The sequence below is a fragment of the Haladaptatus sp. R4 genome, from assembly GCF_001625445.1.
Lineage (GTDB): Archaea > Halobacteriota > Halobacteria > Halobacteriales > Haladaptataceae > Haladaptatus.
In genome coordinates this window covers 182,412-206,838 of the sequence record NZ_LWHG01000031.1, presented here as the reverse complement: position 1 = coordinate 206,838, position 24,427 = coordinate 182,412, and the positions used below count along the sequence as shown (strand labels likewise).

Here is a 24,427-nt window from a genome sequence, read left to right as displayed (position 1 = left end):
ACAGCGTTATCCTGTTACTCGTCTTTCACTGTGACAGCGACTATTGTACCAGGTCAGTCGAGGGGCTGACGGGGTGGGTTTCAGATGAGTCAAACCGAGAATCGGACGTTAACGGTGCCGGTGAACGAGACGGATCACGTCCGCGGGTCCGACGACGCGCCGGTGACGCTCGTGGAGTACGGCGATTTCGAATGTCCCTACTGCGGCGATTTCTATCCCATCGTCCGTCGGATTTTGAACCGACTGGGGACCCGAGTTCGCTTCGTCTTCCGGCACTTTCCGTTGACGGAGCAGCATCCGCTCGCACAGCGGGCCGCCGAGGCGTCGGAGGCGGCCGCGGCGCAGGGACGGTTCTGGGAGATGTACGACCTGCTGTATCAGCATCAGGACGCGCTCACCCGCGCCGATCTGATCAGTTACGCCGAGGAACTCGAAATGGACGTCGATCGGTTCGCGGACGAACTCGACCGCGGGGTGTACGAAGAGCGAGTCAGGGAGGATTTCGAGAGCGGCATCTACAGCGGCGCGAACGCGACGCCGACGTTCTTCGTCAACGGCGAACGCTACGACGGTGCGTACGAGTTCGAATCCCTCCTCGAAGCGATTGCCGACGCCGGTGATCTCACCGATATTCAGCGGACGTTACAGCCGGAAAACCGGGAGCTTCGGGAGACGATCGATCGTTCGCGGCGGGGTGCACCCGCCGCTGGCGAGGCCGTTCGCGACCGTTTTTCGGCGGACGAAATCTTCCAGCGCGTGACGGCGACGGCGGACGAGGAGATCGAACGGAGCACGCGGTTGCTGTTCTTCAGCGGCCTCGCCGCCGGATTGAGCATCGGAGCGACGTTCCTCGCACAAGCGGCGATGACGACCGCGTATCCGGACAATGTGGGGCTGAGCAACCTGCTGTATCCCGTTGGATTCGTGATGATCGTCATCGGCAGTTACCAACTGTTCACCGAAAACACACTGACGCCGGTAACGCTCGTGTTGACGCGCCTCGCAAGCCTTCCGCAACTGCTCCGGTTGTGGAGCATCGTGCTCGCGGCGAACGTCATCGGCGCGGGACTCACTGCGTATCTCCTCGCCAAGACGGGGATTTTCGACCCGAGGGTCGCCGACACTGCCCGTCTCTTCGGCGAGCACGCGATGGGAACGGCGTGGTGGGCACTCTTCTACAAAGGAGTCTTCGCGGGCGGTCTCGTGGCGACGATGGTCTGGTTGATACACGCGGCGCGGGAGACGATTTCTCGCTTCATCATCGTTTACGTCATCATCATACTCATTCCCATTGCCGACTTGTTCCACTGCATCGCCGGTGCCTGTGAAGTGCTCTTTCTGGTTTTCGTCGGCAGCGAAACCCTCGTTTCGGTGTTCATTCACTTCTTCGTTCCCGTCGTTCTCGGTAACACCGTCGGGGGTATCGTGTTCGTCGCACTCGTGAACTTCAGTATGACCGAAAATCGCCGGTTCCCCGAACACGACCGCCAGCGGTACGAACTGTCGTGGTCGGCGTGGCTACTCGGTTCCCGCGTCGACGATCGGATTCGAAGATGGTGGCGGGAGCGGAATGGAGAGCAAGAGGAAGTGGCCAACGATCGAAAGTTTCGGAGCGAATAGGGTCCTGACTTCGGGGTCCATCGTTCGGGTCATCGGTACGGGACGAACCCGGAGAAAACCACACGCTCGTCGTTCGAACGCGATAGCCGAACGCGTTCGTGATAGGTTTCGCCGTTATGCCTACATATTTTATTCAGTCGCCCGTTTCCGTAGCCATGCAAGGAGAACCAGTTCGCCTCGGTGTCGTCGGCTTGGGATTCATGGGCCAGACCCATGCGACGAACGCGTCCGAACTCGGCCACGAGGTCGTTGCGGGTGCCGACATTGTCCCCGATATTCGCGAGAATTTCGAGACGAAGTTCGGCGCGAGAACCTACGAGGAGTTCGAGACGATGTACGAGAACGAGGACCTCGACGCGGTCGCCGTGTCCACGCCGAACGCGTTTCACGAGGACGCCGTCGTCGCCGCGCTCGGACACGGCTACGACGTGCTCTGTGAGAAACCGCTCGCCGACAGTTTGGAGGCCGCCGAACGGATGGCCGAAACCGCGCGGGAGGCTGACGGGTTCTGCATGGTGAACTTCCACAACCGCGTCTCGACCGCGGCTGAACTGTTCAAGGGGTATCAGGACGCGGGTCACTTCGGCGACGTTCGGCACATCCGGGCGAACTACATCCGCAGTCGCGGCATCCCCGGTGTCGGTTCGTGGTTCACCAACGAGGAACTCTCGGGCGGCGGCGTCGTGGTCGATATCGGCGTTCACGCCATCGACTTCGCGCTGTATCTGATGGACTTCCCGCCGGTCGAGACCGTGTTCGGCGTCACCCGCAACCAGTTCGGGAATCGGGACGACTACGTGGACCCGGACGACTGGTACGATGCCACCGAGGAAGCCGTGTTCGACGTCGAGGACTCGACGACGGCGCTGATCCGCTGTGCCGACGACCGGACCATCTCGCTCGAAGCCGCGTGGGCGACCAACGAGGCCGAGAGTCAGGAGTTCGTCGTTCGCGGGTCGGAAGCGGGCGCGCGTCTCGACCTCGGCGGCGACGAACTGACGATGCTGGAAGCGAAATCGCACGGTCCCGACCACCTCGTGGAATCCACCGTCAGTGACGCCTCCATCGACCACGTCGGCTGGAAGGGAAGCGACAAGCGCTTCCTCGACGCCGTTGTGGCCGGACAATCACCCGAATTCAACACCATCGAGCAGGCGCTCACCACCCAGCGCGTGATGGACGCGATTTACCGCTCGTCAGAGTCGGGTGGCTGCGTCGAAGTCGGCGAGAAGCGATAACTCGAACCGTCCGACTCGAATCCTTTTTGGTTCGAATCAGTAGAACAGGGCGTCCCACACGAAATCGATGAGACAGATTCCCAGATAACAACCGAGCGTTCCGATGATGAACTCCTCGGCGGCGTCAGCGGGTGTCTGAATCTCTCCCCAGTGGAGGAATAGGAGGCGTGCGACGACGTAAATCGCCATCGTCACGGCGACGACGACGAACATCGGTGTGTTGCGGAAGTACCCCAGTTTGGAGGAGGGGCGTTCGGTTTTCGGAAGGACCATATTGTTAGGTTTCGAATACAATCGGATATATTATTTTTTATCGGTTAGTGACACTGACGCTCCTGTAACGGCACGCGGGCAACACTCAGGTCCCCTCGAAACCATCTCGCAAACGGATACATGACTGTCGGCATCATCGGCGGCGGCGTCATCGGCACGAGTTGTGCGTACCACCTCGCGGAGCGCGGTCACGACGTGGAACTGTTCGAACGGGACGATATCGGCGGCGGGACGACGGCCGCCTCGATGGCCGTGTTCGTGTGGCAGGCGGTGCCGCCGAGCGGGTTCGCCCATCGACTCCGACGGCGGGCGTGGGACGAGTACTCGGTATTCATCGAGGACGGCGAACTGGCGTACACGCAAACGGGACTGCTCCACGTCGCGTGGTCGGATTCGACGCTGGAGGCGTATCGGGAGTACGCGGATTCGCTCCGGGACGCGGGAATCGACGCGGAGATTCTCCCGGACGCAAGGCCGTACGACGACGAGCGCGCCGTCGGCGCGCTCTCGACGCCCGAAGACGGCCACTTCGATCCCGTCGCTATCGCGGAACTGTACGCCGAAAAAGCACGGAACGCGGGCGCGACGATTCGAAGCGGGACGGAAGTGAGGGGCGTCGAAATCGAGTCCGGACGCGTCACGGGAATCGAACTGGACGATGAAACGGTGGCCGTCGATGCGGTGGTGAACGCCGCCGGACCGTGGGCGGTTGACGTGGACGGGATGGACGACCTCCCCGTTCGCCGGACGGCGGGTCCCATCGTCGGATTCGAGACGCCCGACGACGCGGATACCGAAATTCCGTTCACCCTCTTCGAGAACGAACTCTACGTCCGTCGATACGCGAAGGGACTGTACGTCGGCCACTACAACACCGAGTTTCGAGCGGACGAGGATGCGACTCCCACTACCGGAGATTCCCCCGACGATGACTTCGAACGGCGAGCGCGGGAACTGCTCTCGGAACTCGGCTTCGACGCCGACCGCTTCCGCCGCGAGACGGGATGGATCGGTTACCGAACCGTCACGCCCGACGGCCTGCCGATCGTCGGTGAGGGGGACACGGAAGGCTACTATCACGCCGTCGGCATGAGCGGTCTCGGAATCACCCGAGCGCCCGTCGTCGGACAGCTGATATCCGAAGCGGTGGACGGCGAATCGTCGCCGATGCTCCGGCAGTTGTCCCCCGGACGTTTCGAGTAGGGACGTGAGACTTCGCTGAAATGACGACGGTTCTGATTTAATCTGCTACATGTTTATGCCCGTCAACGGCGTAATGAAGCGACAACGCAGGAGAACAGCTGTCGCACGGTTGCGCTCTTCGGATGCGACTGTAAGGGGTGGAGACAGATGGGAACTACCACGACGAAACTAGCGAATCGCGTACCTACGATCACCGAACAAAACCGGAAGTGGTGGGTGGTGGTGGCCATCGGCATCGCCGGGATTCTGGTCAGCGTGGATTTCAACGGTCTCACGGTCGCGCTTCCGACCATCGGTCGGGACCTCGGAATCTCGACCACGGGGCTCCAGTGGACCATCAACGCCTACCTGCTCGCGTTCGCCGCGCCGATGGTGGCGTTCGGTCGGCTGTCGGACATCTTCGGTCGGCGGCGCGTCCTGCTCATCGGGATCACCGTCTTCATCGCCGCATCGGCGTTCGCCGGATTCTCCCAAAGCGAACTGTGGCTCGTGTCGGCCCGCGTGGTGCAGGGCCTGGGCGCGGCGGCCTTCTTCGCGGCGTCGCTACCGATAGTCAGTCACGCCTTCCCCGAGAAGGAACGCGGCAAAGGTATCGCGCTCTGGGCCGCCATCTCCGGCCTCGGACTGGCCGCCGGGCCCCTCGTCGGCGGCGTCCTCACCCAGATGGTGTCGTGGCGCTGGTTTTTCTTCTTCAACGTTCCGCTCGCGGCGGTGGCGGTCATCCTGACGCTCGCGGCCGTGCGCGAATCGCGTGACGAGACGGTCGGCCATCACGTCGATTTTGCGGGTCTCGTGACCGTTACCGGCGGTCTCGTCGCGCTAGTGCTCGCGATTCAACAGGGTGACACGCTCGGCTGGGGGTCACCGTTCGTCATCGGCGCACTCGGCGCAGCGGTGCTGTTGCTCGCGGCGTTTTTCGTCATCGAGCGGCGTACCGACGACCCGCTGATCGAACTCGACCTCTTCGCGAACCGGGACTTCCTCGGCGCGAACGCGGTCGGATTTGTCGTGAACTACGGGTTCGGTGCGCTGTTGTTCTACATGACGCTGTATCTCCAGAACATCCTCGACTACTCCCCGTTACGAACCGGACTGGTATTCCTGGCGTTCACCGTTCCGTTGGTGGTGTTGGAAGCACGGACGAACGACGTCTCGACGCGGCTCGGCGTCCGAAATTCGATGGTCGGTGGTATGGCACTCATGGCAGTCGCGTTCGTCTTCCTCACCCGCGTCACCCCGACGAGCGGATTGGTCACCATCCTCGTCTCACTCGTCCTCGCCGGAACCGGGATCGGAGTGGCGTACACGCTCTCGAACACGGTCGGGATGGGAGCGCTGCCGGACGCGAAGGGCGGTGAAGCGTCCGGCGTGTTGGGGATGGTTCGGCTCCTGGGGGCCGTCTTCGGGGTCGCGGTGACCGGTGCCCTGTTCAAGACGCTGGAGAACGAGAAACTGGCCGAACTGCTCGTCAAGGCCGGAGCGGCGCTGGATGCATCCGACAGACAGGAGATCAAGGGGTTGCTGTCCGGGTCCGACGCCGCGGAGGCGACGCTCAAACACCTCGCCCCGGAAGTCGAATCGCAGGTGGAGCGAATCGTCCACGTGGCCTTCGTCTCCGCGTTCGGCCGGGCGATGTTGCTCTGTATGGCCGTCTCGATACTCGGCGTCGTCGCGGCGTACTTCATCATCGAAGCCGCATCGGACGAGTAATCGGGGCTCGGACTTCAGGACTTTCGAATTTCGGGTTTCGGGTTTCGATTTTCTGGTCCTCGAATTTTCGGATTCAGTAGCCAGCACCGTTTTGCAGAGCGCCGTGGTAGTCGCGGTGCTATGGGAGACATCGACGTCGCAATCGGTATCGACGCGGACTGCGTCGCGGGATGGCTCGGTTCGTACGGCGGGGAGGATTCGCCCGCGGACCTGTCGCGCGGGCTCTCGGCCGGAAACGAGGGGATTCCGCGAATGCTGGCACTGTTCGAGGAGGAGGACGTGACCACGTCGTGGTACGTCCCCGGCCACACCATCGAAACGTTTCGGGAGAACGTCGAGGCCATCGCCGATGACGGCCACGAAATCGGAATTCACGGCTACAGCCACGAGAACCCGACCAGCCTGACCCGAGAACAGGAGGACGCCATCATGCAGGCCTCGATGGACCTCGTCGAGGAGATTACCGGCGACAGACCCGTCGGCCACCGGGCGAGTTGGTGGGAGTTCAGCGAGAACACGCCCGAACTGCTCGAAGAGCACGACTTCCTCTACGACAGCAGCCTGATGGAACGGCAGTTCGAACCGGGGTACGTGCGCAAGGGCGACGACTGGACGAAAATCGAGTACGAGAACGACGCCGAATCGTGGATGGAACCGTACGAGTACGGCGAGGAAACGGACGTGGTCGAGATACCCATCAGCTGGTTCCGAGACGACATCCCGCCGATGCAGTTCATCAAACAGCCGAACTACAACGCGGGCTACGCGAGTCCGCGAATGATTCACGAGGAGATTTACGAGGCGCAGTTCGATTTCCTCTACAACCGCCGCGGTGCGGGCGTCTACACGCTGACCATCCACCCGGACATCCATGGCCTGCCACACATGATTCCGCTGCTGGAGGAGTTCATCCAGTACGTGAAGAGCCACGAGGACGCCGAGTTCCTCACGCTCGAAGAAATCGCGCGGAAGTACGAGGACGACCCGTCCGTGTACGAGAGCGAAACGCGATACGTCTGAGGAGTCAGTACGTTTCGGCGTCGAAGAGCGCACGGAGTGCTTTGTAGTCCTTCTTTTCATCCTCACCGCCGTGCTTCGACAGCGCCAGCACCAACTTGAGCCGCGCCTTTTGTGCCGGAAGGTCACCAGCGAAAATCGCTCCAGCGTCCCGCAGCGTCTCGCCGCCGCCCGCGTTTCCGTAAACCGGCGTCGTTCGACCGGCGAGACAACGGGAGGTGACGACGACGGGGGTGCCGTCCCGAATCGCCGACTGCACGAACTCACCCAACTCCGCGGTGACGTTGCCGAGTCCCGTGCCGTTCACGACCAGACCGTCCGCGCCCGCGTCCAGCGCGGCGGCGGCCAGTCGTTCGTCCACTCCGGCACCGCTCCCGACGACGAAGACGGTGGGGTCGAGCGAGGCGTCCGGGATGTGCACGGATTCGCTCCGTGGCTGGCGGAGGATTCGAACGCCGCTGCGGTCGTGGGTCGCCACCGGGCCGATGTCAGGCGACGCGAAGGCGTCGAGTTGCGACGTGTGGACCTTCGTGGCGAACCGCGCCGAATGGATTTTTTCGTCGAAGGCGACGTAGGTTCCGCTTCCGTCCTTTTCCGCGAACGCCTCAGCCGCCGCGAACGCGGTGACGAGGTTCGTCGAACCATCGAAACCCCGTTCGTCCGGGCGACGCTGCGCACCGGTCAGGAACACCGGCGTGTTCGGATTGAGGGTCACATCCAGATAGTACGCCGTCTCCTCCATCGTGTCCGTGCCGTGCGTGACGACGACGGCATCGCGGGTCGAATCTCCGTCCAGTTCCGCCACCCGCTCGCGGATGGATTCGAGCGTTTCGGCGGTCATCTCGTAGCTCGGAACCTGCGCCACCTGTTCGACGGCGATGTCGCCGTACTCGTCCAATTCCGGAACTCGCTCGATGAGTGCTTCCCCGCGTTGGGTCGGGACCGCGCCGGTCTCTTGGCCCGTGCTCGCAATCGTTCCCCCCGTGCCGAGGACGGTGACGTTCATGCCGGGAATTCGCGCCGGGCGACCAAAAACACGGGGCGAGGTAGTCGTCGGAGGTGGGGTGGATGGAGTGAAGCAAGGTATCGAGTGGGAGTGGAGTGAAGTGGGGTGCGGTGGGGTATCGGATGAGATGGGAAGGTGGCGGGAGTGCAGTGCAGTGAAGTGACTTCCCGAGCGCGCATCGTGGACCGCCGCACAGGTTCCAAATAGAATAAATTTAATATATTCTGATAGTATTGATTCCTGTTTCACGGCGCTGTATGGCGGTTGTACTGCGATATGACGGCGAGATGGATCACGATACGTATTTGAAACATTAGCCGCTATGATGATTCGATGCAAGTCGTCGGAAAGTGCCCCCCAACGGAAGCGGAGTTGCAAGCCGCGGCCGAGCGTGGATTCGATGCCGTCGAACTCCACCTCTCGCCGGAGAACTTGGACGCAATGGAAGAAACGGTCGCCGCGTGCCGGGACGCCGAGGTCGAAATCGCCTCGGTTCACACGCCGCACGTGGACCTCGAACAACTCGAATACGTCCAACTGACGAACGACCTCTGTAAACGACTCGACGCGACGCTCGTCGTCCACTCCACGAAAATCCCGCTGAGTAACCTCGACTACGTCCTCGACAGGGTCGATATCACCGTCCCGAACGGGTTCGAGAACTCGACGGGCCACAGCACCCACTTCCTGAAAAACGTCCTCTTCGAGGAGGGACTGTCGCTCGTCCTCGATACGGCCCACTTCTACACGGCAGAAGCGGACTTCTTTCCCCTGCTGGAGGGCCTGCTGACCGAGCACGGCGACTCGATACCGGTCATCCACTGTTGTGACGGGACCAAAACCACCGACGGCTTGGCGTTCGGCACCGGAACGATGGAGATGGAGCGGCTAATCTCGCTCCTCGATGACTGCTACGACGGCATCGTCGTGCTGGAAGTCATGCCCGACGAACAGGCCGACGCGCTCGACGTGGTCGAGGACGTGCTCGGGCGCGGGACGGTGGCTGCTCCCGGAAGCGACTGATTCGCAAGCGTCTACAAGTTGTCCGTTACTTCGACCGGTTCGTAGGGTTCTTCCAGATAGTCGATGTCGCTGTCGGAGAGATCGAGTTCGACGGCTTCGACGGCGTCTTCGAGGTGTTCGACGCTCGTGGTGCCGTAGATCGGAGCCGTGACTCCTTCCTTCGAAAGCTGCCACGCGAGGCCGATCTGGGCCATCGAGACACCCATGTCGTCCGCGAGTTCCTGCACGCGCTCGTTGATCTCGCGGCTCGCTTCGGAGTCGTAAAGTGAACCCTCCCCGGGGGAAGGCCGCAATTGATCCTGCTCCTCGTGCGGACGGGCGACGTAGCCCCCGGCGAGGGGGCTCCACGGAATGAGGCCCACCCCCTCCGTCCTCGCGAGCGGGTTCATTTCTCGTTCTTCCTCGCGATACACGAGGTTGTAATGGTTCTGCATCGTCACGAAGCGTTCGAGGTCCAGCGAGTCGCTGGTGTACAATGCTTTCGCGAACTGGTACGCCCACATCGAACTCGCGCCGATGTATCTAACCTTGCCGCGTCGCACCGCATCGTCGAGCGTTTTGAGCGTCTCCTCGATGGGAGTATCGTAATCCCACCGGGCGATGTGAAGGAGGTCGATGGTGTCCATCCCCAATCTGTCGAGGCTGTGTTCGATTTTTTGTTCGAGTGCCTTCCGCGAAAGTCCGCCCGCGTTGTCCTCCTCGTCGGTAGGGTGTCGAGGTGCAACCTTGGTCGCAACCACGAGTTCGTCGCGGTCGTATTCGGAGAGGACGTTGCCAAGGATTTCCTCGGACTCACCGTTCGAGTAGAAAGTCCCCGTATCGAAGAAGTTGATTCCGAGGTCTATCGCTCGGTCGATGACTTCGGAAGCTAGCTCCTCGTCGGCTGAGACGTAGTATGCATCGGCACCCGCACCGTTCGAGCGACCGAAACCCATACAACCGAGACAGATTCTGCTGACCGTCGTTCCCGTACCGCCGAGTGTCGTGTATTCCATTGGTTTCCTTCCGAGTTAGGGAAAGCCATCGAACGAGATAAGAGGTCAAGTTCCTATCACGACACCAAGTACGACGAATCATACTAACTCCGGCGGCCGATACCGTGGTAGAACGACCACGAGGACGACTATAGTCGAACCAAGGATTATAGGTGTGAGACGCGGAGTGGGTGAATGGACGAAATGACTTCCGAACCCGAACATCAGAAGGAGCCGACGATGGCGGTCAAAACGGACGAGAAGACCAAAGCGATGGTCGAGAAAAAACAGGAGATGTTCGATTTCTTCAGCAAGTCGCACATGATGCTGATCGCTTCGACGGTCGCCGCGTCACAGTCCCCGTGGCGGTTCAACGAACTCCGCGACGAACTGGAGATTCCACGGACGACCCTCTCGGCGCGACTCTCCGACCTCGTCGAGCAAGACCTCGTCACCCGACGCTCGTACGACGAGATTCCACCGCACGTCGAGTACGAGGCGACCCGGAAACTCCGTGAGGTCAAGCCGGTTATCATTGAGTTCATCGTCTGGTGGCTGGGCGACGACTATCCGCTGGAGACGAACTGATCGTTCACAACACACCCATGAAATTATAATTCGTTGAAAAGAATGCGGAGATATGGCTACCGGAACGCACCGAATCGAGTGGTCGATCACACCTGCTGACTCGCGGGTGCTTCGGTTGCTGTCGTACTGCTCGTTCGGCGTCATCTTCGGGATGCCGGTGTTCGCAGTGTTCGTCTCGGCAATGCTGGTGCTGGATGGGAACCCCATTCCGAGCGGCGCGCTGGCGGTCGCGCTCCTGCTCGCCGTCTTCAGGTGGGAGACCCACGTTCGACCGCTTTTCGCGTCGACCGATGGCCCGTGGTCGCTCGACCGCCGCTGGCTGTTCGTCTCGTCGTTGTTCGGCGTTGGCGTGGTCTATCTGACGCTCGGGTTCGGAAACCTCGTCACCTTCGTTTCCCTATTTTCCCTCATCGCGGTTCCGATGGTACTCGTTTCAGCAGTCCGGTCAGAGGGAGAAATCGACGCCGTGGCTCAAACGATGACGTACCGGGACCGGGACGTTCCGCTGGACGGACTGGCGAACGTCCGCCGCTTCGCACTCCTCGGAGTGACCGTTCACTGGTTGTCGTACGTTGCGGGCGCGTCGAACGTCTCGACGCCGCGGTTCGTGGTCCTTCCCGAGTCCGCGCGACCGAAGCGGCGTCAGTATTTTCCGCGGCCGTCGAAGCCGATTCACCGGAGTACGACCGTCCTGATTCGGCGGTTCGCTACGCACTCGTCGCCTTCGGTGTGTTCTTTCTCGCATTCGCAGTCTTCGTCGCCTTCGCCGTCTCCGGAAACCCGGACGCCACCGCGGTCGAGGCATACGCTCTCCTCGTCTTCGGATTCATGGGATTCGGGTTCCTCGGGGCGGCTGCCGTTCTCGGGTGAGCGGTCTCTTACCCGAAACCGCTAATCGTCGGTCGCCGCACCGCGGCCGACGACGGTTCCACCGCTTTTCCGCCCTCGATCGACCAGAGACGGTCCGTCGGGAGGGTCACGGGCACCGACTCGCCGACCGTCAGCGCCGCGTTGCTGAACGCCGTCACCTCCTCGTCGCCGAGCGTGAGCGTTACCCTATCGTCTCCGTCCCGCGGCGTGATGCGGGTGACGCTCGCCATCGCCGTCGGATTCGAGCCATCCAGTTCGACGTACTCCGGCCGAATCGCGACGTGAGTCGCCGACGACCCGGAAATCGTGCCGTCCGGTAGCGCCGACACGGGAAGACAGTTCGATCCGGTGAACCACGCGACGAAGGGCGTCGCCGGGCGGTGGAACACGTCCTCCACGGAGCCGAGTTGAACGATACGACCGTCGCGCATGACAGCGATTCGGTCGGCGAGCGCCCGGGCGGTCGTCCGATTGTGGGTGACGTGAATCGCGGTGATGTCCGCGACGAGGTCCCGGAGGTCGTCGCGGAGCGCCTCGCGCGTCGGCACGTCGAGCGCGGAAAGCGGTTCGTCCAGTAGGAGTGCGGCGGGACGGATGGCCAGCGAACGCGCCAGCGCCACACGCTGGCGCTCGCCGCCGGAGAGCGTTTCCGGGCGACGGTCCGCGAGGTGGTCCACGCCGAGGTCGGCGAGGACGGTATCGGCGTCGCGTGCTTCCGGGTGGTAGCGCGCCCCGAACGCCACGTTTTCCCGCGCGGTCATGTGCGGAAAGAGGGCGTAATCCTGAAACACGAAGCCGAAGCCCCGTTCTTCCGGCGGGTCGTCCGTCACGTCGTGGCCGTCGAACCCGACGTGACCGTCGTGGTCGTGATAGCCAGCAACCGTTTCGAGCAGGAGCGTCTTGCCGCTCCCGCTCGGGCCGAGGACGACGAGGGTCTCGCCCGTCTCGACCGAGAACTCTGTTTCGAGGTCGAACGAATCGGTTCCTTCCGTGGTGAACGTCGCCGCGATGTCCACGTCGAAACTCACAGGAATCCTCCCGATTTCGTTCCCGTGAGCAGGCGAACGACGAGGAAGATGCCCGCGCTCATCACCAGCAAGATGAACGCGACGGCGCTCGCGTGTTGCAATCCCGCGGATCGATACGTGTCGAGGATGTACACCGGCGCGTGCTGTGAGACGGTCTCCTTTCCGGTGAACGGGTAAAAGAAGTTCACGCTGTAGGCGACGATGGCAATCGCGCCGAACTCCGAGACGCCGCGCGCCCACGCGAGGACGCCGCCCGTGACGATGCCGCGAGACGCGAGCGGCACCTGAATCCGGCGGAACGTCTCGAACGGCGTCGCGCCGTGGCTTCGCGCGGCGTATTCGAGTCCCGAATCGATGGATTCGAACGCCTCACGGGTGGTGTTGACCGCGTAGGGTGCGCTCACGAACGTCAGCGCCAGTACCATTCCGGTCATCGTGGTCAACACCGACATCCCCGGAAACAGCCCGTGTTTTCCGAAGCCGAACAGGATGAGGATTCCGGCGACCGAGTGGGGAACGACGAGCGGCAGATCGACCAGACTCTCCACTATCGCCTGTCCCGTGAAGCCGCGGGCGAGGAGGGAGGCGAGCGGGACGCCGAAGACGAGTGCCCCAACCGTGGCGAGGAGCGGGCCGTAGATAGTGAGGTACAACATCGTGTGAACTTCCGACGACGTGGCCGTCTCGACGAGGAGGTCCGGTTCTTGATTGACGAAAAACATGGCGAACGGCATGCCGAGCGCGAGCAGGAGGACGACGCCGAACGTCGCGGCGGCCACGCCGAACCAGCCACGGTTCGCCCGCCACCCCAACAGCGCGGCGCTCACGAGCGCGACGCCGATGTAGAGCGTCGGATGGCCGAGCACGTAGAGCGAGCGAACGCGAGTGCTTGGACCGTCAGCACCGTCAGTACGACCGACCCCCGACCGAGCATCGCCGTGGAAGTCGTTCGATATCGCCCGTCCTCGTAGTTGGAATCGCTCATTGGTTTTCTATTGGTCCGTGTCGGGTCTCGGCGGTAGTTCGGAGTCCGGCTATAGCTTGAGCGGGCCGAGTGCCGATTTGGCTTCCGCGTCGTTCATGATGGTCTCGGGGACCGCGTCCTTCTGACTCTTCGGGACGACCGCAGGGGAAACCGGTTTGAAGCCGTTGTCCTTCAGTATCTTCCCTCCTGGCTCCGTGATCATGTATTCAACCCACGCGTTCCCGGCCTCGGTGTTCTTCGCATTGCTCGGGACCGTCATCCCGTAGGCGATGGGCGCTCCAGTGTACGTCGCGCTGTCCGTCTTCACGCTCACCTTCGCGTAGTGTTCGGCGTACTTCTTCGTGGCTTTCGAGAGGTCCACCGAGGGCTGTAAGTCCACCGTCTTCACGTCGTGGCTCGCGCTCGTGGACTGATACTCCCACGCGTAATCGAGGTCGCCCGAGTGCAGTTGACTGAGGAGGTCCGTTTCGGTGCTCGACGGGACCTTGGACTTGTCGATGAGTTTCTTCGACGTGCTCTCGTCGAACAGTTTCTCGCCGTCCAGCGGAATCGCGCCGAGCTTCATCGACATCACGGAGCGATAGCCGTTCGGGTCCGCGGCGGGGTCGGAATGCCCGAACGTGACGTCGTCACGCCCGAGAATCTTCCACCAGTTGTCGGCGGAGATTTCGTCCGACCCCGTCGATTTGTCGGTGTAGGCGATGGTCATGGCGTTGGTCGCGAACACCGCGTACCACTTCGCGTGCTTCGGAAGCATCATGTCCCGGAGGAGGCGGTAGTCGGCCACGCCGAGCACGTCCGCCGCCCGGCCGAGGTTGGTGATCTTCCGCGTGGAATCGACCGAACCCTTCGCCTCCTGATTGACCTGTACGTCGTAGTTCGACTCGACTTTCTTCTCGGCGGCGTCGAACGGCGCGGAGAGGCTTCCCGCGTGGAAGATGGTCATCGTCCCGGAGAAACCCTTCAGGTCGGAGGAGGTCGTTTCCTCGCTCGAAGTTCCCCCGTCGGTCGAATCGGTTTCGTCCGAACTCGTGCTCCCGTCGCCCCCACCATCGCCACTGTCGTCACTCGAAGTACACCCGGCGAGTGCGAGAGCGCCTGTCGTTCCAACCCCGCGAAGCAATCGCCGTCGCGTTATCGTCGGTCGGCTTCCCATGAATGGAACATCGTTATATCGATCAGCATATAACGGTTGTGGTTGCATAGCTGACACTCCTGTCGATGGGGACCGTGGCGTGCGAATCGCCGTCGCTGGAGTGTCGAGTAGACCGAAAAGAAACGTCGGTTCGTCTCGCGGGTCTTAGACTGTGACCGCTTTCTTCTGCGAGAGCGACTGCGGGATGGAGACCTGATAGACCGTGGTCGCACCGTACTGGGTGGTAATCTTCACGTGTGCGGTCTGCCCTTCCGAGAGTCCGTTGCCGTCGTCGCTGAGTAGGTCGGCGGGGACCGTCAGTCGAAGTCGGTCGTCCTGGCTGTTGAGCACGGGACGCGACTCATCGGTGTCCTTGATCGGACTGATAGCGAACTCGTTGCTCGACGGAGCGATGACGACTTTGTTGCCGACCATCGAGGAGTTGTTCCCGACGAGCGTCGTCGCGTTGTCCGGGCCGATCCACTCTATCGTCGCCTGGGAGAGGTTGATGTCGTCCGAACCCGACCCGCGCATGACGGTGAAATTGACGAGGTCGACGTGACTGTTGTCGGAGACGTTACCGTACACGCTGACAATATCGACGCGATTGGAGACCTGTGCGCTGCTGTCCTGTCCTGTCTGCTGAGACTTCGATTGGAGGAAACCCGCCGTGTTGATGAGCACGCCCGCCGCAATCGCGGCGACCAGTACCATCGCGATGAACACGATGAGCGTCCCGATGCCGACCTGACCGCGGTCGTCGAGTCGCTTTTGAAGTATGTCTTTCATAATTCTCGTTTGCCCGGTGCTATATCGGAGAGTCCCGGACACGCATGTCCATCATAACAGTACTCTTTTAAAACTTTTCGTTTACTATCAAAATAGATTTGTATCTCTTTATCTCTGGTGAGGCATTAGAACGCCTACTAAGGCAAAATGAAGCAATATACGTAAAATATAGTATTGGTCTTGTCCTTTTCTCTAGGGGTAAAAATCGACCGCGATTCGGTCCGTGGTCGTGTTATTCGTCCGCCACTTCGTGAAGCGGGTTGGGGACCGTCCCGTGTTCCGACGCGTGCGGGCGACCGTCGGCGTCCTCGTAGCCGTAGTCGAGCAACCGGTTTCGGTTGAGACAGAGCTTCGTGAACTCGGGTTGGAACAGGTCGAACAGTTCGAATCGCTCCTGCAGTTCGGGGAACTGCGCTTGATACGCCTCGATGGCATCACGCACGCCCAACCAGAACTGTTCCTCCGAATAGTCCGAATGCGTCTCCAGCGCGTCGGCGACGTACCGGAAGACGCAGACGAACAGGCCGGAGAAGATGAACTGGCACAGTCCCTCCGGCGGTTCGGTTCGCAGGACGTCCGAGAGGTCCTCCGGAAGCGACTGGAGTTCCGGCAAGGGTTGGTCGCTGACGTTCACGTCGTCCACGAAGTCCTTCACGGCGAGTCGATGTGGGCGGCCCTCCTTCAGCACCAGCATCGTGTTCTGGCCGTGCGGCGAGAACACCGTTCCGTACCGATAGAGGTAGTGAAGCAGCGGCGGCAACACCGTCGAGAACAGTTCGTCCAGCCACTCCTCCATCGACAGGTCGGACGTCTCGACGAGCGATTCGAGGTACGGCGTTCCGTCCTCGACCTGCATCAGCGCCGACAGCGTGATGGCCCGTTCGTCGTCGTCGAGGAAGGTGTAGATGCTCTCGCGCCACACGCAACCGAGCAGTTCGTCGTACTGGTAAGCGGAGCCATCGAGCCGCGAGAAGTCGGGATGGTCGTAGTTCAGCCCCGCGATCTCGCCGGGGAGGATCAGATCACACTCCTCGCGGAGGTACTCGTCGTCCTCGTAGATTTCCTTGACGTACTCCGTCACTATCGGCGCGACCTCGGTCCGTTCGCCCGGCAGTCCGCGGTAGACGAGCGTGTTGAGGATTTTGAGCGGCAGTTTGACGTGATGGCGCTCCAGTTCGTCGATGTTCACGAACGTCCGAATCGACTGCTGGGGCAGGTACTCGTCCGGCCCGTCACCCAACGGGACGATGGCGTTCGACGCGATTTCGTCCGCGAACAGTTGGACGATGCTGTCCTCCCACTGCCACTCGTGAACCGGCAGGAAGTAGTAGTCGTCCGGGTCGAGCCCCTTGGACTCCAGTTTCGAGCGGAATTCTCCGTAGCGCTCGCCGAGTTCGTCCCGAACCAGCGACTCGTGGTCGAGGTCGGTCACGGCGCTGAAGGTGGCCCGCGAGCGGGATACCGCCAGCCACGAGAGCGTCACGGGCTGTTTCCGCTCCGGCGCGTAGTCGAGGTAGTCCTCGTAGCCGAAGCCGAGTCGCCCTTTGTTGTAGGTTATCCACGGATGCCCCGTCATCTCCCCTTCGAGTTCCGCGTAGTCGAGTGCGGTGAGGTCCCGCTCACCGTCCCGGGTTTTCCCCTCGATGTGGGCGTCGGCGAGCATCGTGTTGCGGTACTCCCGAACCAGGTGCCCGGCGGTCATGTCCGAGACGCCGATGGTCTTCCGTGCGTCGAGCAGGAACTCGATCGGATCCGTCGCCGGTTCCCAGTCGCCGTATTCCCGGCGCTCGATGGAATCGGGATGGACGCTCGACCAGTCGAACAGCCGTTCGTCGGCCTCGAACCGATATTCGATGCCGTCCGATAACCCGAGATGGAGATACCCGTCCTCGGTTTTCCGGGGGGCGATGAGCTCCTCGTAACTGAACTCGGCCAGCATCTTCGCCAGCAGTCGGCGGCCCACGGTCTCCCAAATTTCGGGGGAGAGCGCGTCCTCAAGTTGTTCGTACTCGATTCCGTTCGCCTCGTCCGCGTCCTCGAATCGTTCGTTTTCGACTCCGTTCGTCCCGTCCACGTCGTGAATTGGTGTCCGTTGCATATGGTCAGTCCTCCCGTGTGGTCGCCGTCCGCTCGTCAGAGGCTCGTTCGTCGGCCGAGCGGTCGCCGTCGTTCGACCGCTCATCGTCGCCCAATTCCTTACCGTCGCGCAATCGTTCGCTGTCGGGCGATTTTTCACAAAATCGCTCGACGGAGAAGTCCTGAAAGACGGTGTCCTCGTCGGTCGGATACCGTTCCTCGCCGAGGAGGGATTCGATGATGACGGCGTTTCGCTGACAGCACAGTCCGAGGTCGGGTGAGCCGACGCCGTGGCTGTGGAGTCCGGGGTTCTGAACGAACAGCCGTCCGGCACCGTCGAACTCTATCTCGTAGTTCTCGGCGACGCGAAGGCGACCCTTCGCGTCGCGGGCGATGCGGTCCTCGATTCCGGCGAGGAAGGGAGATTGCGGGCGATGATAGCCGGTTCCGAGGACGACCACGTCGCTCCCGTGAGCGAACCGTTCGCCCGTCTGTCGCTGCTCGCAGGTCAGGAGGTAGCCGTCGCCAGCCTCCTCGATATTTTCCACCTCGGTCATCGCGAGCATGCCCACGTCCGGGTCCGAATCGCCGATGGAGCGCTCGTACAGCAGGTCGTAGATTTCCTCGCTCGTCTCGGGGTCGATTCCCTTGTACAGCAGGTCCTGTTCGGGCAGGATCGAGTCCTTTCGCTCCTGTGGGAGGTCGTAGAAGTACTCGGTGTACTCGGGCGTGAAGTGTTGAAGCCCGAGCTTCGAGTACTCCATCGGGAAGAAGCCGTCCGAACGCGTGAACCAATCGAGCCGGTAGCCCGCCTCCGGTTGGCGTTTCAGCAGGTCGAGGAACACCTCGGCGGCGCTCTGGCCCGACCCGACGACGGTGATGGCTTCGGCGTCGAGACAACGCTCCCGCCGGTCCAGATAACTCGCGGTGTGGAACACGTCCGACTCCGGATGTCCCTGTAATTCCTCCGGAACGTGCGGGACGCTGCCGACGCCGACCACGACGTCGTCGGCCTCGCATTCGACCGTCTCGCCGCTTTTCGGGTCGCGTGCGGTGACGTGGAACACCTCGTCGGCATCGTCGTAGCGAACGTCCGTCACGCGGCGGCTGAACGCCGTGCTTTCGAGCGCGTCGGCGACCCACTTGCAGTAGTCGTCGTACTCCCGCCGCGGAACCTGAAACGTCTCGTAGAAGTAGAACTCGTAGAGACGGTCCGTCTCCCGGAGGTAGTTCAGGTAGCTGTACTCGCTGGTCGGGTCGGCGAGCGTCACGAGGTCGGCGAGGAACGGCACTTCGAGGGTCGCGTCCTCGATGAGCATGCCGCCGTGCCACTCGAACTCGGGCTTCTGTTCGAGGAACAGCGCGTCGCAGTCGGTGTCGTCCAACAGCGCCGCCAACCCGAGGTTGAACGGGCCGAGGGCGACGCCGACCACGTCGTAGGAATCGGTCATCGACCCAATACCTCCGACTCGAACCGGTCGCGCTCACAGACCATGAGCAGGCCATCCTTCTCCTCCAAGGACAACTCGCGCCGGGGTTCGAACCCGCACGCCTCGAAGACGCTGATGACCTTGTCGTTGCGAACGTCCGGTTCCGTCACGACCCGGTCGGTCTCGTCGTGGCGGAACTGGAACGCCGTCATCGCCCGAAGGAGGGGCTTCGCGTAGCCGTGGCCCAGGAACTCCGGCACGCCGATGAGCAGATGGATGCCTTGGTCGGCGGGACGGGCGTCGTAGTGTGCGGCGAGGTCGTCGTCCGCGGCCCAGTACGATTCCCAGTAGCTCATCGGCACGTGGTCGAGGTGGCCGACGTAGAGTGTCTGGTGGTCGTCGGCCAACTTGTCGGCCAGTTTCCGGCGGAATTCGGGAAGCGGGTCGTTCCACTGCCAGTACGGCAGGACGTGCGGTTCGTTCAGCCAGCGGTGGAGTCGACCCAGGTCGCGCTCCATCTCGGCCTGTCGGAACGAAACGGTCGCTTCCGCGTCGTCGTCGTACGTCTGGTAGTCGTAGTTCGACGCTACGAGCCCGGCGGCCCCGGTCATCGTGGTCCCTCCAGTTCCGTCACGAGCGGGTTCGGGACCTCGGAGTAGACGGACTGGTTTTCGAGCGTCCCGGTCAGTTCGTCCATGCCGCGGAACCGTGTCAGGAGGTTCGCCTTGCACGGCAGTCGGCGCTCGGTGAGCAGGCTCGTCACCAACGAGGACTCCTCGCGCTCGAACTCCGCGAGCGATTCCAGTTCCTCGCGGAGGATAGCAAGCAGGTCGCGCTCGTCGGCGAGTCCGGCACAGCCGAAGGCGTTGATGACGCCGAACGTGTTGTTCAGCATCACGTAGTAGCGGATTCGCTCGTCCGCCAGCGCGTCGGAAACGAGCGTGTCGGCACGCTCGGCGACGCCGGGGAGATACTCCTCGACGTCGCTTTGGGTCGATTCCGCGAAGTAGTAGCCCTGATTGTCACGGTAGCGGAACGTGTCCGGATACCCCTCCGCGAGCGTCAGCACGCTGTTCTGCTGGTGGGCCTCCAGCCCGATGCCGTGGGTCAGGTAGAGCCACAGCACCGGACGAACCGAGATTTCGAGATACCGACGGAACCACTCCTCGCTGACCTCGGCGGTGCTTCGACCCTCCCGCGCCGCGATTTCCAACACGATGTTCCCGAGCCGCGAGTTTCCACCGATCGAATCCTGACAGAGGCCGACGATGGGCGTCGCGCTCTTCGCATCTTCGCCGCGGAACGGGTTCTCGCGGAGGACGACTTCGAACCCGGATTCGGGCTCAGGTCCCGCTTCGACGGTCAGATACGCCGGGTCGCGAACCACGTCGAACCCCGGGAACCGCGAGCGCAGTTCGTCGCCGAGTTCCGTGTCCATCAGTTCGGTGATGGCGACGCCGCGTTCCAGTTCCGGCCGCTTGTTCGTCCGCTCGGAGTTGGTGATGGTGACGGCGAGCGACCCCTTCACCATGAACGACGATTCCGGGCTGTACAGCGTTCGAACCGACGACGTCGGGAAGTACTCCCGACCCACCGCACCGAGATGTTCGAGGGAGCCGTTTTCCACGAGCGACTCCACGAACGGCTTCCGAAGCAGATGCTCGGCCTGCCACGGGTGGACCGGAATCAGCGCGTCGTCGCCCTCGACGTGTTCGGACACGAACGACTCGGGAACCGACGAATCCTCGCGGAGTTCCTCCTTCACCCACTCGACCGCAGATTCGTCCCGCGCCGAATCGTGCGCGACGAGTTCGGGGGAGACTCGGAAGTAGTGGAGCGGGAAGGACCCGCGCAGTTCCGGAGCGTACGTCGGCGCGTCGCGGTGTGCGATACCCTCCCGACTCTTCGGCGTCGGGTGCAGGAGGTGGCCGAAGACGAGCGACTGTTCCGCATCCGTGAACTCGAAGTCGGTGCCGTACAGTCGCTCCGAGTCGTCGCGCGCGCGTCGAGAACCGCTCGGTCGCACGTTTGCTCGACAGCACGCGGGAGAGCAGTTCGTCGGCGACGTTGTCGCCCGACCGCTCCAACGACAGTTCCTTGACGACGAGCGACGCCAGCGTGGCGTAGTCGAGGTCCGTCCAGTCGTTATCGTCCCCCGCTCGGAACCGCGCCGGGAGGTCGAACAGGTGGCGACCGGTCGGGGAGCGGTACGACAGCGGCGCGACGATTTCGACGCCGACGGTCGGCAACTCGAACCGAATCGCCTGCCCGGCGGGTGCGGTCGAATCGACGAGTTCCCCCGCCCCCGTCTCCCGCAGATACGAGTTGAGGAAGGCGTGCGTCGTCGCTGATCCGGCGACCGCCGACGCGTCGGCGGCCGTCCGCTCGTCCACTTCCGATAGGTGACTCATCGGTTCACCTCCGGCGAGACGGCACACAGCGAATCGCCGCGCTTGGAAATCGTGTCGAGCACCTCGGCCGCGTCATCGAGCGTCGTCCGTGGGTTGAGGAGCGTGAACTTCAGCGCGGGAACGCCGTCCACCGTCGTCCGCGCCACGACGGCCGTTCCCTCCCGGAGCAACGACTCGCGTATCGCTTCGTTCAGCCAGCCCACCCGTTCGTCCGAGAGGTTCTCGGTCGGCCGATACCGGAAGACGACGGCGTTGAGCGTCGGTTCCGCGAGCAGTTCAAACGCGTCATCGTCCGCCAACAGGGACGCGACGTCGTCGGCGAGGTCGATGGTGCCGTCAATGAGGGTCGCCAATCCGTCCCGGCCGAGCGCCTGAAACGTCACGAACGGTTTGAGCGCGTCGAACCGCCGCGTCGTCTGGGTGGATTTGGCGACGAGGTTCGGCGCGTTGTCGCCCGCCGGGTTGAGATACGAGGCGTTCCGTGCGATGTGTTCGTACTGCGAGCCATCGCGGAGCAGGAACGCGCCGCAACTGATGGGCTGATAGAACAGTTTGTGGAAATCGACGGAGATGGAGTCGGCCCGCTCGATACCCGCCAGACGCTCGCGGTGTCGGTCGCTCGCGGCCAGCGCACCGCCGTAGGCCGCGTCCACGTGGAACCAGAGGTCGTGTTCCTCGGCCCGTTCCGCGAGTTCGCCGAGCGGGTCGATACTGCCGAAATCCGTCGTCCCGGCGGTGCCGACGAGCGCGAACGGGATCAGTTCCCGCTCGTTGAGTTCCGCGACCGTTCGGTCGAGTGCGTCCGGGGACATCCGGCGGTCGTCGTCGGTTTCGACGGTCACCACGGCGTTTTCGCCCAGTCCGAGATGAGCGGCGGCCTGTTCGGCGGTGAAGTGGGCCTCCGCGGAGCAGAGGATTCGCATCGCCTTCGCGCGCGGCGGGAGTCCCGAGCGCTGTACGTCGGTGCCGAAGCGCTCCTTGGCGAACCATTCGCGGGCCAACAGCAGGCCGAGGAAATTCGACTGCGTACCGCCGCTGGTGAACACGCCGTCGCCAGCGTCGGCGTCGTAGCCGAAGAGCGAACACAGTTCCTCGACCATTCGGGTTTCCACCGTCGTCGCCGCCGGACTCTGGTCCCACGAGTCCATCGACTGGTTCGTCGCCGAGAGCATCGCCTCGGCGGCCAAACCGGGGACCGTCGGAGGACAGTGGAGATGAGCGAAGCAGGTCGGGTTCTCGACGCGGACCGAGTTCCCGAGTATCGGCGCGGCGGCCTCGATTGCCTCCTCGATTCCCACGCCCTCCTCGGGAATCATCCGCTCGTCCGCGAATCGGTCACGGAGCGACGCGGGCGACTGACCGGAGTACGGGTCGCCGTCCGACGAGTCGAGCACCGCATCCACCGCTCGGTTCATGGCGGCTCGGTACGCGTCATCGCCCTCGTCGCTGCCGATGAACAGCGATTCCGGGGACGTCCGTTCGTCCCGCTCCCGTTTCATCGGCGTCATGTGATGTTCACCCCCTGCGGTCGTTCCTGTTCGACCGCCGCACCGACCGCCTCGTGGAACCGTTCCGCGATGGCGTCGACGTCGTCCTTCGTGACGACGAGCGGCGGCAGGAACCGGACTGTACTCCCGTGGCGTCCGCCCAGTTCCACGATGAGGCCGCGGTCGAAACACTCAGCACGGATGGCCGACGCGAGGTCGGGTGCGACGGGGAAACTCCCCAACTCGTCCGGTTCGGACGTCACGTCCACGATTTCGGCTCCGAGCATCAGGCCACGGCCGCGAACGTCGCCGATGGCGTCGAACGCCTCCCCCGTCCCTTCGAGGTGGTCGCGGAGTCGCTTCCCCACCCGTTCGGCGTGTCCCGCGAGGTCGTTTTCGAGGACGTACTCGATGGTCGCCTCACCGGCGGCCATCGCCAACTGATCGCCGCGGAACGTTCCGGCGTGCGCGCCGGGTTCCCACACATCGAGCGACTCGTCGTAGACGACGACTGCGAGCGGGAGTCCGCCACCGACCGCCTTCGAGAGCGTCACCACGTCCGGGGTGATGTCCGCGTGTTCGAAGGCGAAGGTTTCGCCCGTCCGCCCGAGACCCGTCTGGATTTCGTCCACGACGAGCGGAATCTCGCGTTCGCGGGTGATGCGTCGGATTTCACGCGTCCAGTCGTCGGGTGCGGGAATCGCGCCACCCTCCCCCTGTACGAGTTCGAGAACCATCGCGGCGGGGGAGGTGATACCGCTCTCGGGGTCGTCCAACAGGCGTTCGACGTATCGGCTCGACGTTCGGTGGCCGTCCTCGCCGCCGATGCCGAACGGACAGCGGTAGTCGTACGGATACGGCAGGTGGTGGACGTCGGGCATCGTTCCCGGAACGTCCTCTTTCGCGTCCGTGTCGCCCATCAACCCGAGCGCACCGTGCGTCATTCCGTGGTAGCCGCCCTGGAACCCGAGTACGGAGCGGTCTCCGGTGGCCGTCTTGGCGAGTTTCAGCGCCGCTTCGATGGCGTCGGTTCCGGCCGGGCTACAGAACTGCACGCGGGCGGAGTCCGAGAAGTCGTCGGGGAGACTCTCGAACAGTCGGTCCACGAAGGCGTCCTTCGTCGGCGTCGTGATGTCGAGCGTGTGAAGCGGTCCGTTCGCGTCCAGCACTTCTTCGATGGCCCCTACGACGGCCGGGTGATTGTGGCCGAGCGCGAGCGTCCCCGCGCCCGCGAGGCAGTCGTAGTAGGTGGTCCCGTCTACGTCCTCGACTTTCACGCCTTCCGCTCGTTCGATGGCGAGCGGGAGATGTCGCGGATAGGTTCGGGCGTTCGACTCGCGACGCGCCTGCTTTTCGAGCAGTCGCTCGCTTTCGGAGCGGGTCATCGGACCCTCCCCATCGAATCGAGTCGTAAAGCCGTCGCTCTCCGTGTCCTTTGGGGCTTGCATCGTTGCATACAGTTTTTAGGCCGACCTAATCCACCGTAAAAGCTCCGATTTTTAGGTTATCCTAAAACGTTGCTGTGCGACAATGTTCGGGAATACTGATGTAATATTTATCAAAT

The 24,427-nt window shown here is 62.8% G+C and carries 21 protein-coding genes and 1 pseudogene; 8 read left to right on the top strand and 14 right to left on the bottom strand.

Annotated elements, in window-relative coordinates:
* Positions 1-84 precede the first annotated feature (84 nt).
* Positions 85-1,620 (top strand): formate/nitrite transporter family protein, encoded by a 1,536-nt coding sequence (locus tag A4G99_RS21720; protein WP_066148261.1) that lies wholly within the window; start codon positions 85-87, stop codon positions 1,618-1,620.
* A gap of 155 nt (positions 1,621-1,775) precedes the next feature.
* Positions 1,776-2,858, top strand: a complete 1,083-nt coding sequence (locus tag A4G99_RS21715; RefSeq protein ID WP_066148259.1) for a Gfo/Idh/MocA family protein — start codon at positions 1,776-1,778, stop codon at positions 2,856-2,858.
* A gap of 36 nt (positions 2,859-2,894) precedes the next feature.
* Here the strand turns inward: A4G99_RS21715 and A4G99_RS21710 are convergent, their stop codons facing one another.
* On the bottom strand, positions 2,895-3,131 hold the full coding sequence (locus tag A4G99_RS21710) for a hypothetical protein (protein ID WP_066148257.1): 237 nt from the start codon (positions 3,129-3,131) through the stop codon (positions 2,895-2,897).
* A 120-nt stretch (positions 3,132-3,251) separates the two neighbouring features.
* Between A4G99_RS21710 and A4G99_RS21705 the strand changes: the two genes are divergently transcribed.
* From A4G99_RS21705 to A4G99_RS21695, 3 genes are all read left to right on the top strand, one after another.
* Entirely contained in the window at positions 3,252-4,334 is a 1,083-nt protein-coding gene (locus A4G99_RS21705) for an FAD-binding oxidoreductase (RefSeq protein ID WP_066148255.1), read from the top strand.
* Positions 4,335-4,481: 147 nt separating this feature from the next.
* On the top strand, positions 4,482-6,044 hold the full coding sequence (locus A4G99_RS21700) for an MFS transporter (protein WP_066148252.1): 1,563 nt from the start codon (positions 4,482-4,484) through the stop codon (positions 6,042-6,044).
* A gap of 120 nt (positions 6,045-6,164) precedes the next feature.
* Positions 6,165-7,064: a polysaccharide deacetylase gene (locus tag A4G99_RS21695; protein ID WP_066148250.1), complete on the top strand. Its 900-nt coding sequence runs from the start codon at positions 6,165-6,167 to the stop codon at positions 7,062-7,064.
* Positions 7,065-7,068: 4 nt separating this feature from the next.
* On the opposite strand, the gene A4G99_RS21690 is transcribed toward A4G99_RS21695, so the two are convergent.
* Positions 7,069-8,067 carry an asparaginase gene (locus A4G99_RS21690; protein WP_066148247.1) on the bottom strand — a complete coding sequence of 333 codons (999 nt, stop codon included), beginning with the start codon at positions 8,065-8,067 and terminating at the stop codon, positions 7,069-7,071.
* A 333-nt stretch (positions 8,068-8,400) separates the two neighbouring features.
* Here A4G99_RS21690 and A4G99_RS21685 point away from each other — a divergent pair, with 333 nt between their 5' ends.
* Positions 8,401-9,090: a sugar phosphate isomerase/epimerase gene (locus A4G99_RS21685; protein ID WP_066148246.1), complete on the top strand. Its 690-nt coding sequence runs from the start codon at positions 8,401-8,403 to the stop codon at positions 9,088-9,090.
* 11 nt (positions 9,091-9,101) lie between these two features.
* Here the strand turns inward: A4G99_RS21685 and A4G99_RS21680 are convergent, their stop codons facing one another.
* Complete coding sequence (locus A4G99_RS21680) at positions 9,102-10,085, bottom strand: aldo/keto reductase (protein ID WP_066148243.1); 984 nt, start codon at positions 10,083-10,085, stop codon at positions 9,102-9,104.
* Between the two features lie 174 nt (positions 10,086-10,259).
* Between A4G99_RS21680 and A4G99_RS21675 the strand changes: the two genes are divergently transcribed.
* Complete coding sequence (locus A4G99_RS21675; RefSeq protein WP_223302109.1) at positions 10,260-10,652, top strand: helix-turn-helix domain-containing protein; 393 nt, start codon at positions 10,260-10,262, stop codon at positions 10,650-10,652.
* 52 nt (positions 10,653-10,704) lie between these two features.
* Complete coding sequence (locus A4G99_RS21670; RefSeq protein WP_223302108.1) at positions 10,705-11,547, top strand: hypothetical protein; 843 nt, start codon at positions 10,705-10,707, stop codon at positions 11,545-11,547.
* On the opposite strand, the gene A4G99_RS21665 is transcribed toward A4G99_RS21670, so the two are convergent.
* The 11 genes and pseudogenes from A4G99_RS21665 to A4G99_RS21620 all read right to left on the bottom strand — a co-directional run bounded on the left by A4G99_RS21665 (position 11,531) and on the right by A4G99_RS21620 (position 24,248).
* The gene (locus A4G99_RS21665; protein WP_066148241.1) at positions 11,531-12,550 is read right to left on the bottom strand and encodes an ABC transporter ATP-binding protein; all 1,020 of its coding nucleotides are present in this window, start codon (positions 12,548-12,550) and stop codon (positions 11,531-11,533) included. The two genes, A4G99_RS21670 and A4G99_RS21665, sit on opposite strands and share 17 nt — an antisense overlap.
* On the bottom strand, positions 12,547-13,416 hold the full coding sequence (locus A4G99_RS21660) for an ABC transporter permease (protein ID WP_223302107.1): 870 nt from the start codon (positions 13,414-13,416) through the stop codon (positions 12,547-12,549). The genes A4G99_RS21665 and A4G99_RS21660 overlap by 4 nt, the downstream gene beginning before the upstream one ends.
* Complete coding sequence (locus A4G99_RS27910) at positions 13,374-13,535, bottom strand: hypothetical protein (protein ID WP_223302106.1); 162 nt, start codon at positions 13,533-13,535, stop codon at positions 13,374-13,376. Before A4G99_RS27910 ends, A4G99_RS21660 begins: the two co-directional genes overlap by 43 nt.
* A 49-nt stretch (positions 13,536-13,584) precedes the next feature.
* On the bottom strand, positions 13,585-14,691 hold the full coding sequence (wtpA, locus tag A4G99_RS21655) for a tungstate ABC transporter substrate-binding protein WtpA (protein WP_066148239.1): 1,107 nt from the start codon (positions 14,689-14,691) through the stop codon (positions 13,585-13,587).
* Between the two features lie 144 nt (positions 14,692-14,835).
* Complete coding sequence (locus A4G99_RS21650; RefSeq protein ID WP_066148237.1) at positions 14,836-15,459, bottom strand: archaellin/type IV pilin N-terminal domain-containing protein; 624 nt, start codon at positions 15,457-15,459, stop codon at positions 14,836-14,838.
* Positions 15,460-15,691: 232 nt separating this feature from the next.
* A complete protein-coding gene (locus tag A4G99_RS21645) occupies positions 15,692-17,557 on the bottom strand; it encodes an IucA/IucC family siderophore biosynthesis protein (protein ID WP_082837993.1) in 1,866 nt (621 codons plus the stop codon).
* A 4-nt stretch (positions 17,558-17,561) separates the two neighbouring features.
* Complete coding sequence (locus A4G99_RS21640) at positions 17,562-18,986, bottom strand: lysine N(6)-hydroxylase/L-ornithine N(5)-oxygenase family protein (protein ID WP_082837990.1); 1,425 nt, start codon at positions 18,984-18,986, stop codon at positions 17,562-17,564.
* Positions 18,983-19,576: a GNAT family N-acetyltransferase gene (locus A4G99_RS21635; RefSeq protein WP_066148235.1), complete on the bottom strand. Its 594-nt coding sequence runs from the start codon at positions 19,574-19,576 to the stop codon at positions 18,983-18,985. The genes A4G99_RS21640 and A4G99_RS21635 overlap by 4 nt, the downstream gene beginning before the upstream one ends.
* Positions 19,573-21,376 (bottom strand): annotated as a pseudogene (locus tag A4G99_RS21630) (IucA/IucC family protein). The gene A4G99_RS21635 and the pseudogene A4G99_RS21630 overlap by 4 nt, the downstream one beginning before the upstream one ends.
* A complete protein-coding gene (locus A4G99_RS21625) occupies positions 21,373-22,884 on the bottom strand; it encodes an aspartate aminotransferase family protein (protein WP_066148234.1) in 1,512 nt (503 codons plus the stop codon). The pseudogene A4G99_RS21630 and the gene A4G99_RS21625 overlap by 4 nt, the downstream one beginning before the upstream one ends.
* Complete coding sequence (locus tag A4G99_RS21620; RefSeq protein WP_066148318.1) at positions 22,881-24,248, bottom strand: diaminobutyrate--2-oxoglutarate transaminase; 1,368 nt, start codon at positions 24,246-24,248, stop codon at positions 22,881-22,883. The genes A4G99_RS21625 and A4G99_RS21620 overlap by 4 nt, the downstream gene beginning before the upstream one ends.
* Positions 24,249-24,427 lie beyond the last annotated feature (179 nt).

Excerpts from the sequence above, each read along its gene's own strand:
- A4G99_RS21720 (WP_066148261.1), top strand. The coding sequence starts at position 85 with ATGAGTCAAACCGAGAATCGGACGTTAACGGTGCCGGTGAACGAGACG.
- A4G99_RS21715 (WP_066148259.1), top strand. The coding sequence starts at position 1,776 with ATGCAAGGAGAACCAGTTCGCCTCGGTGTCGTCGGCTTGGGATTCATG.
- A4G99_RS21710 (WP_066148257.1), bottom strand. The coding sequence starts at position 3,131 with ATGGTCCTTCCGAAAACCGAACGCCCCTCCTCCAAACTGGGGTACTTC.
- A4G99_RS21705 (WP_066148255.1), top strand. The coding sequence starts at position 3,252 with ATGACTGTCGGCATCATCGGCGGCGGCGTCATCGGCACGAGTTGTGCG.
- A4G99_RS21700 (WP_066148252.1), top strand. The coding sequence starts at position 4,482 with ATGGGAACTACCACGACGAAACTAGCGAATCGCGTACCTACGATCACC.
- A4G99_RS21695 (WP_066148250.1), top strand. The coding sequence starts at position 6,165 with ATGGGAGACATCGACGTCGCAATCGGTATCGACGCGGACTGCGTCGCG.
- A4G99_RS21690 (WP_066148247.1), bottom strand. The coding sequence starts at position 8,067 with ATGAACGTCACCGTCCTCGGCACGGGGGGAACGATTGCGAGCACGGGC.
- A4G99_RS21685 (WP_066148246.1), top strand. The coding sequence starts at position 8,401 with ATGCAAGTCGTCGGAAAGTGCCCCCCAACGGAAGCGGAGTTGCAAGCC.
- A4G99_RS21680 (WP_066148243.1), bottom strand. The coding sequence starts at position 10,085 with ATGGAATACACGACACTCGGCGGTACGGGAACGACGGTCAGCAGAATC.
- A4G99_RS21675 (WP_223302109.1), top strand. The coding sequence starts at position 10,260 with ATGGACGAAATGACTTCCGAACCCGAACATCAGAAGGAGCCGACGATG.
- A4G99_RS21670 (WP_223302108.1), top strand. The coding sequence starts at position 10,705 with ATGGCTACCGGAACGCACCGAATCGAGTGGTCGATCACACCTGCTGAC.
- A4G99_RS27910 (WP_223302106.1), bottom strand. The coding sequence starts at position 13,535 with ATGAGCGATTCCAACTACGAGGACGGGCGATATCGAACGACTTCCACG.
- wtpA (WP_066148239.1), bottom strand. The coding sequence starts at position 14,691 with ATGGGAAGCCGACCGACGATAACGCGACGGCGATTGCTTCGCGGGGTT.
- A4G99_RS21650 (WP_066148237.1), bottom strand. The coding sequence starts at position 15,459 with ATGAAAGACATACTTCAAAAGCGACTCGACGACCGCGGTCAGGTCGGC.
- A4G99_RS21645 (WP_082837993.1), bottom strand. The coding sequence starts at position 17,557 with ATGCAACGGACACCAATTCACGACGTGGACGGGACGAACGGAGTCGAA.
- A4G99_RS21640 (WP_082837990.1), bottom strand. The coding sequence starts at position 18,986 with ATGACCGATTCCTACGACGTGGTCGGCGTCGCCCTCGGCCCGTTCAAC.
- A4G99_RS21635 (WP_066148235.1), bottom strand. The coding sequence starts at position 19,576 with ATGACCGGGGCCGCCGGGCTCGTAGCGTCGAACTACGACTACCAGACG.
- A4G99_RS21625 (WP_066148234.1), bottom strand. The coding sequence starts at position 22,884 with ATGACGCCGATGAAACGGGAGCGGGACGAACGGACGTCCCCGGAATCG.
- A4G99_RS21620 (WP_066148318.1), bottom strand. The coding sequence starts at position 24,248 with ATGACCCGCTCCGAAAGCGAGCGACTGCTCGAAAAGCAGGCGCGTCGC.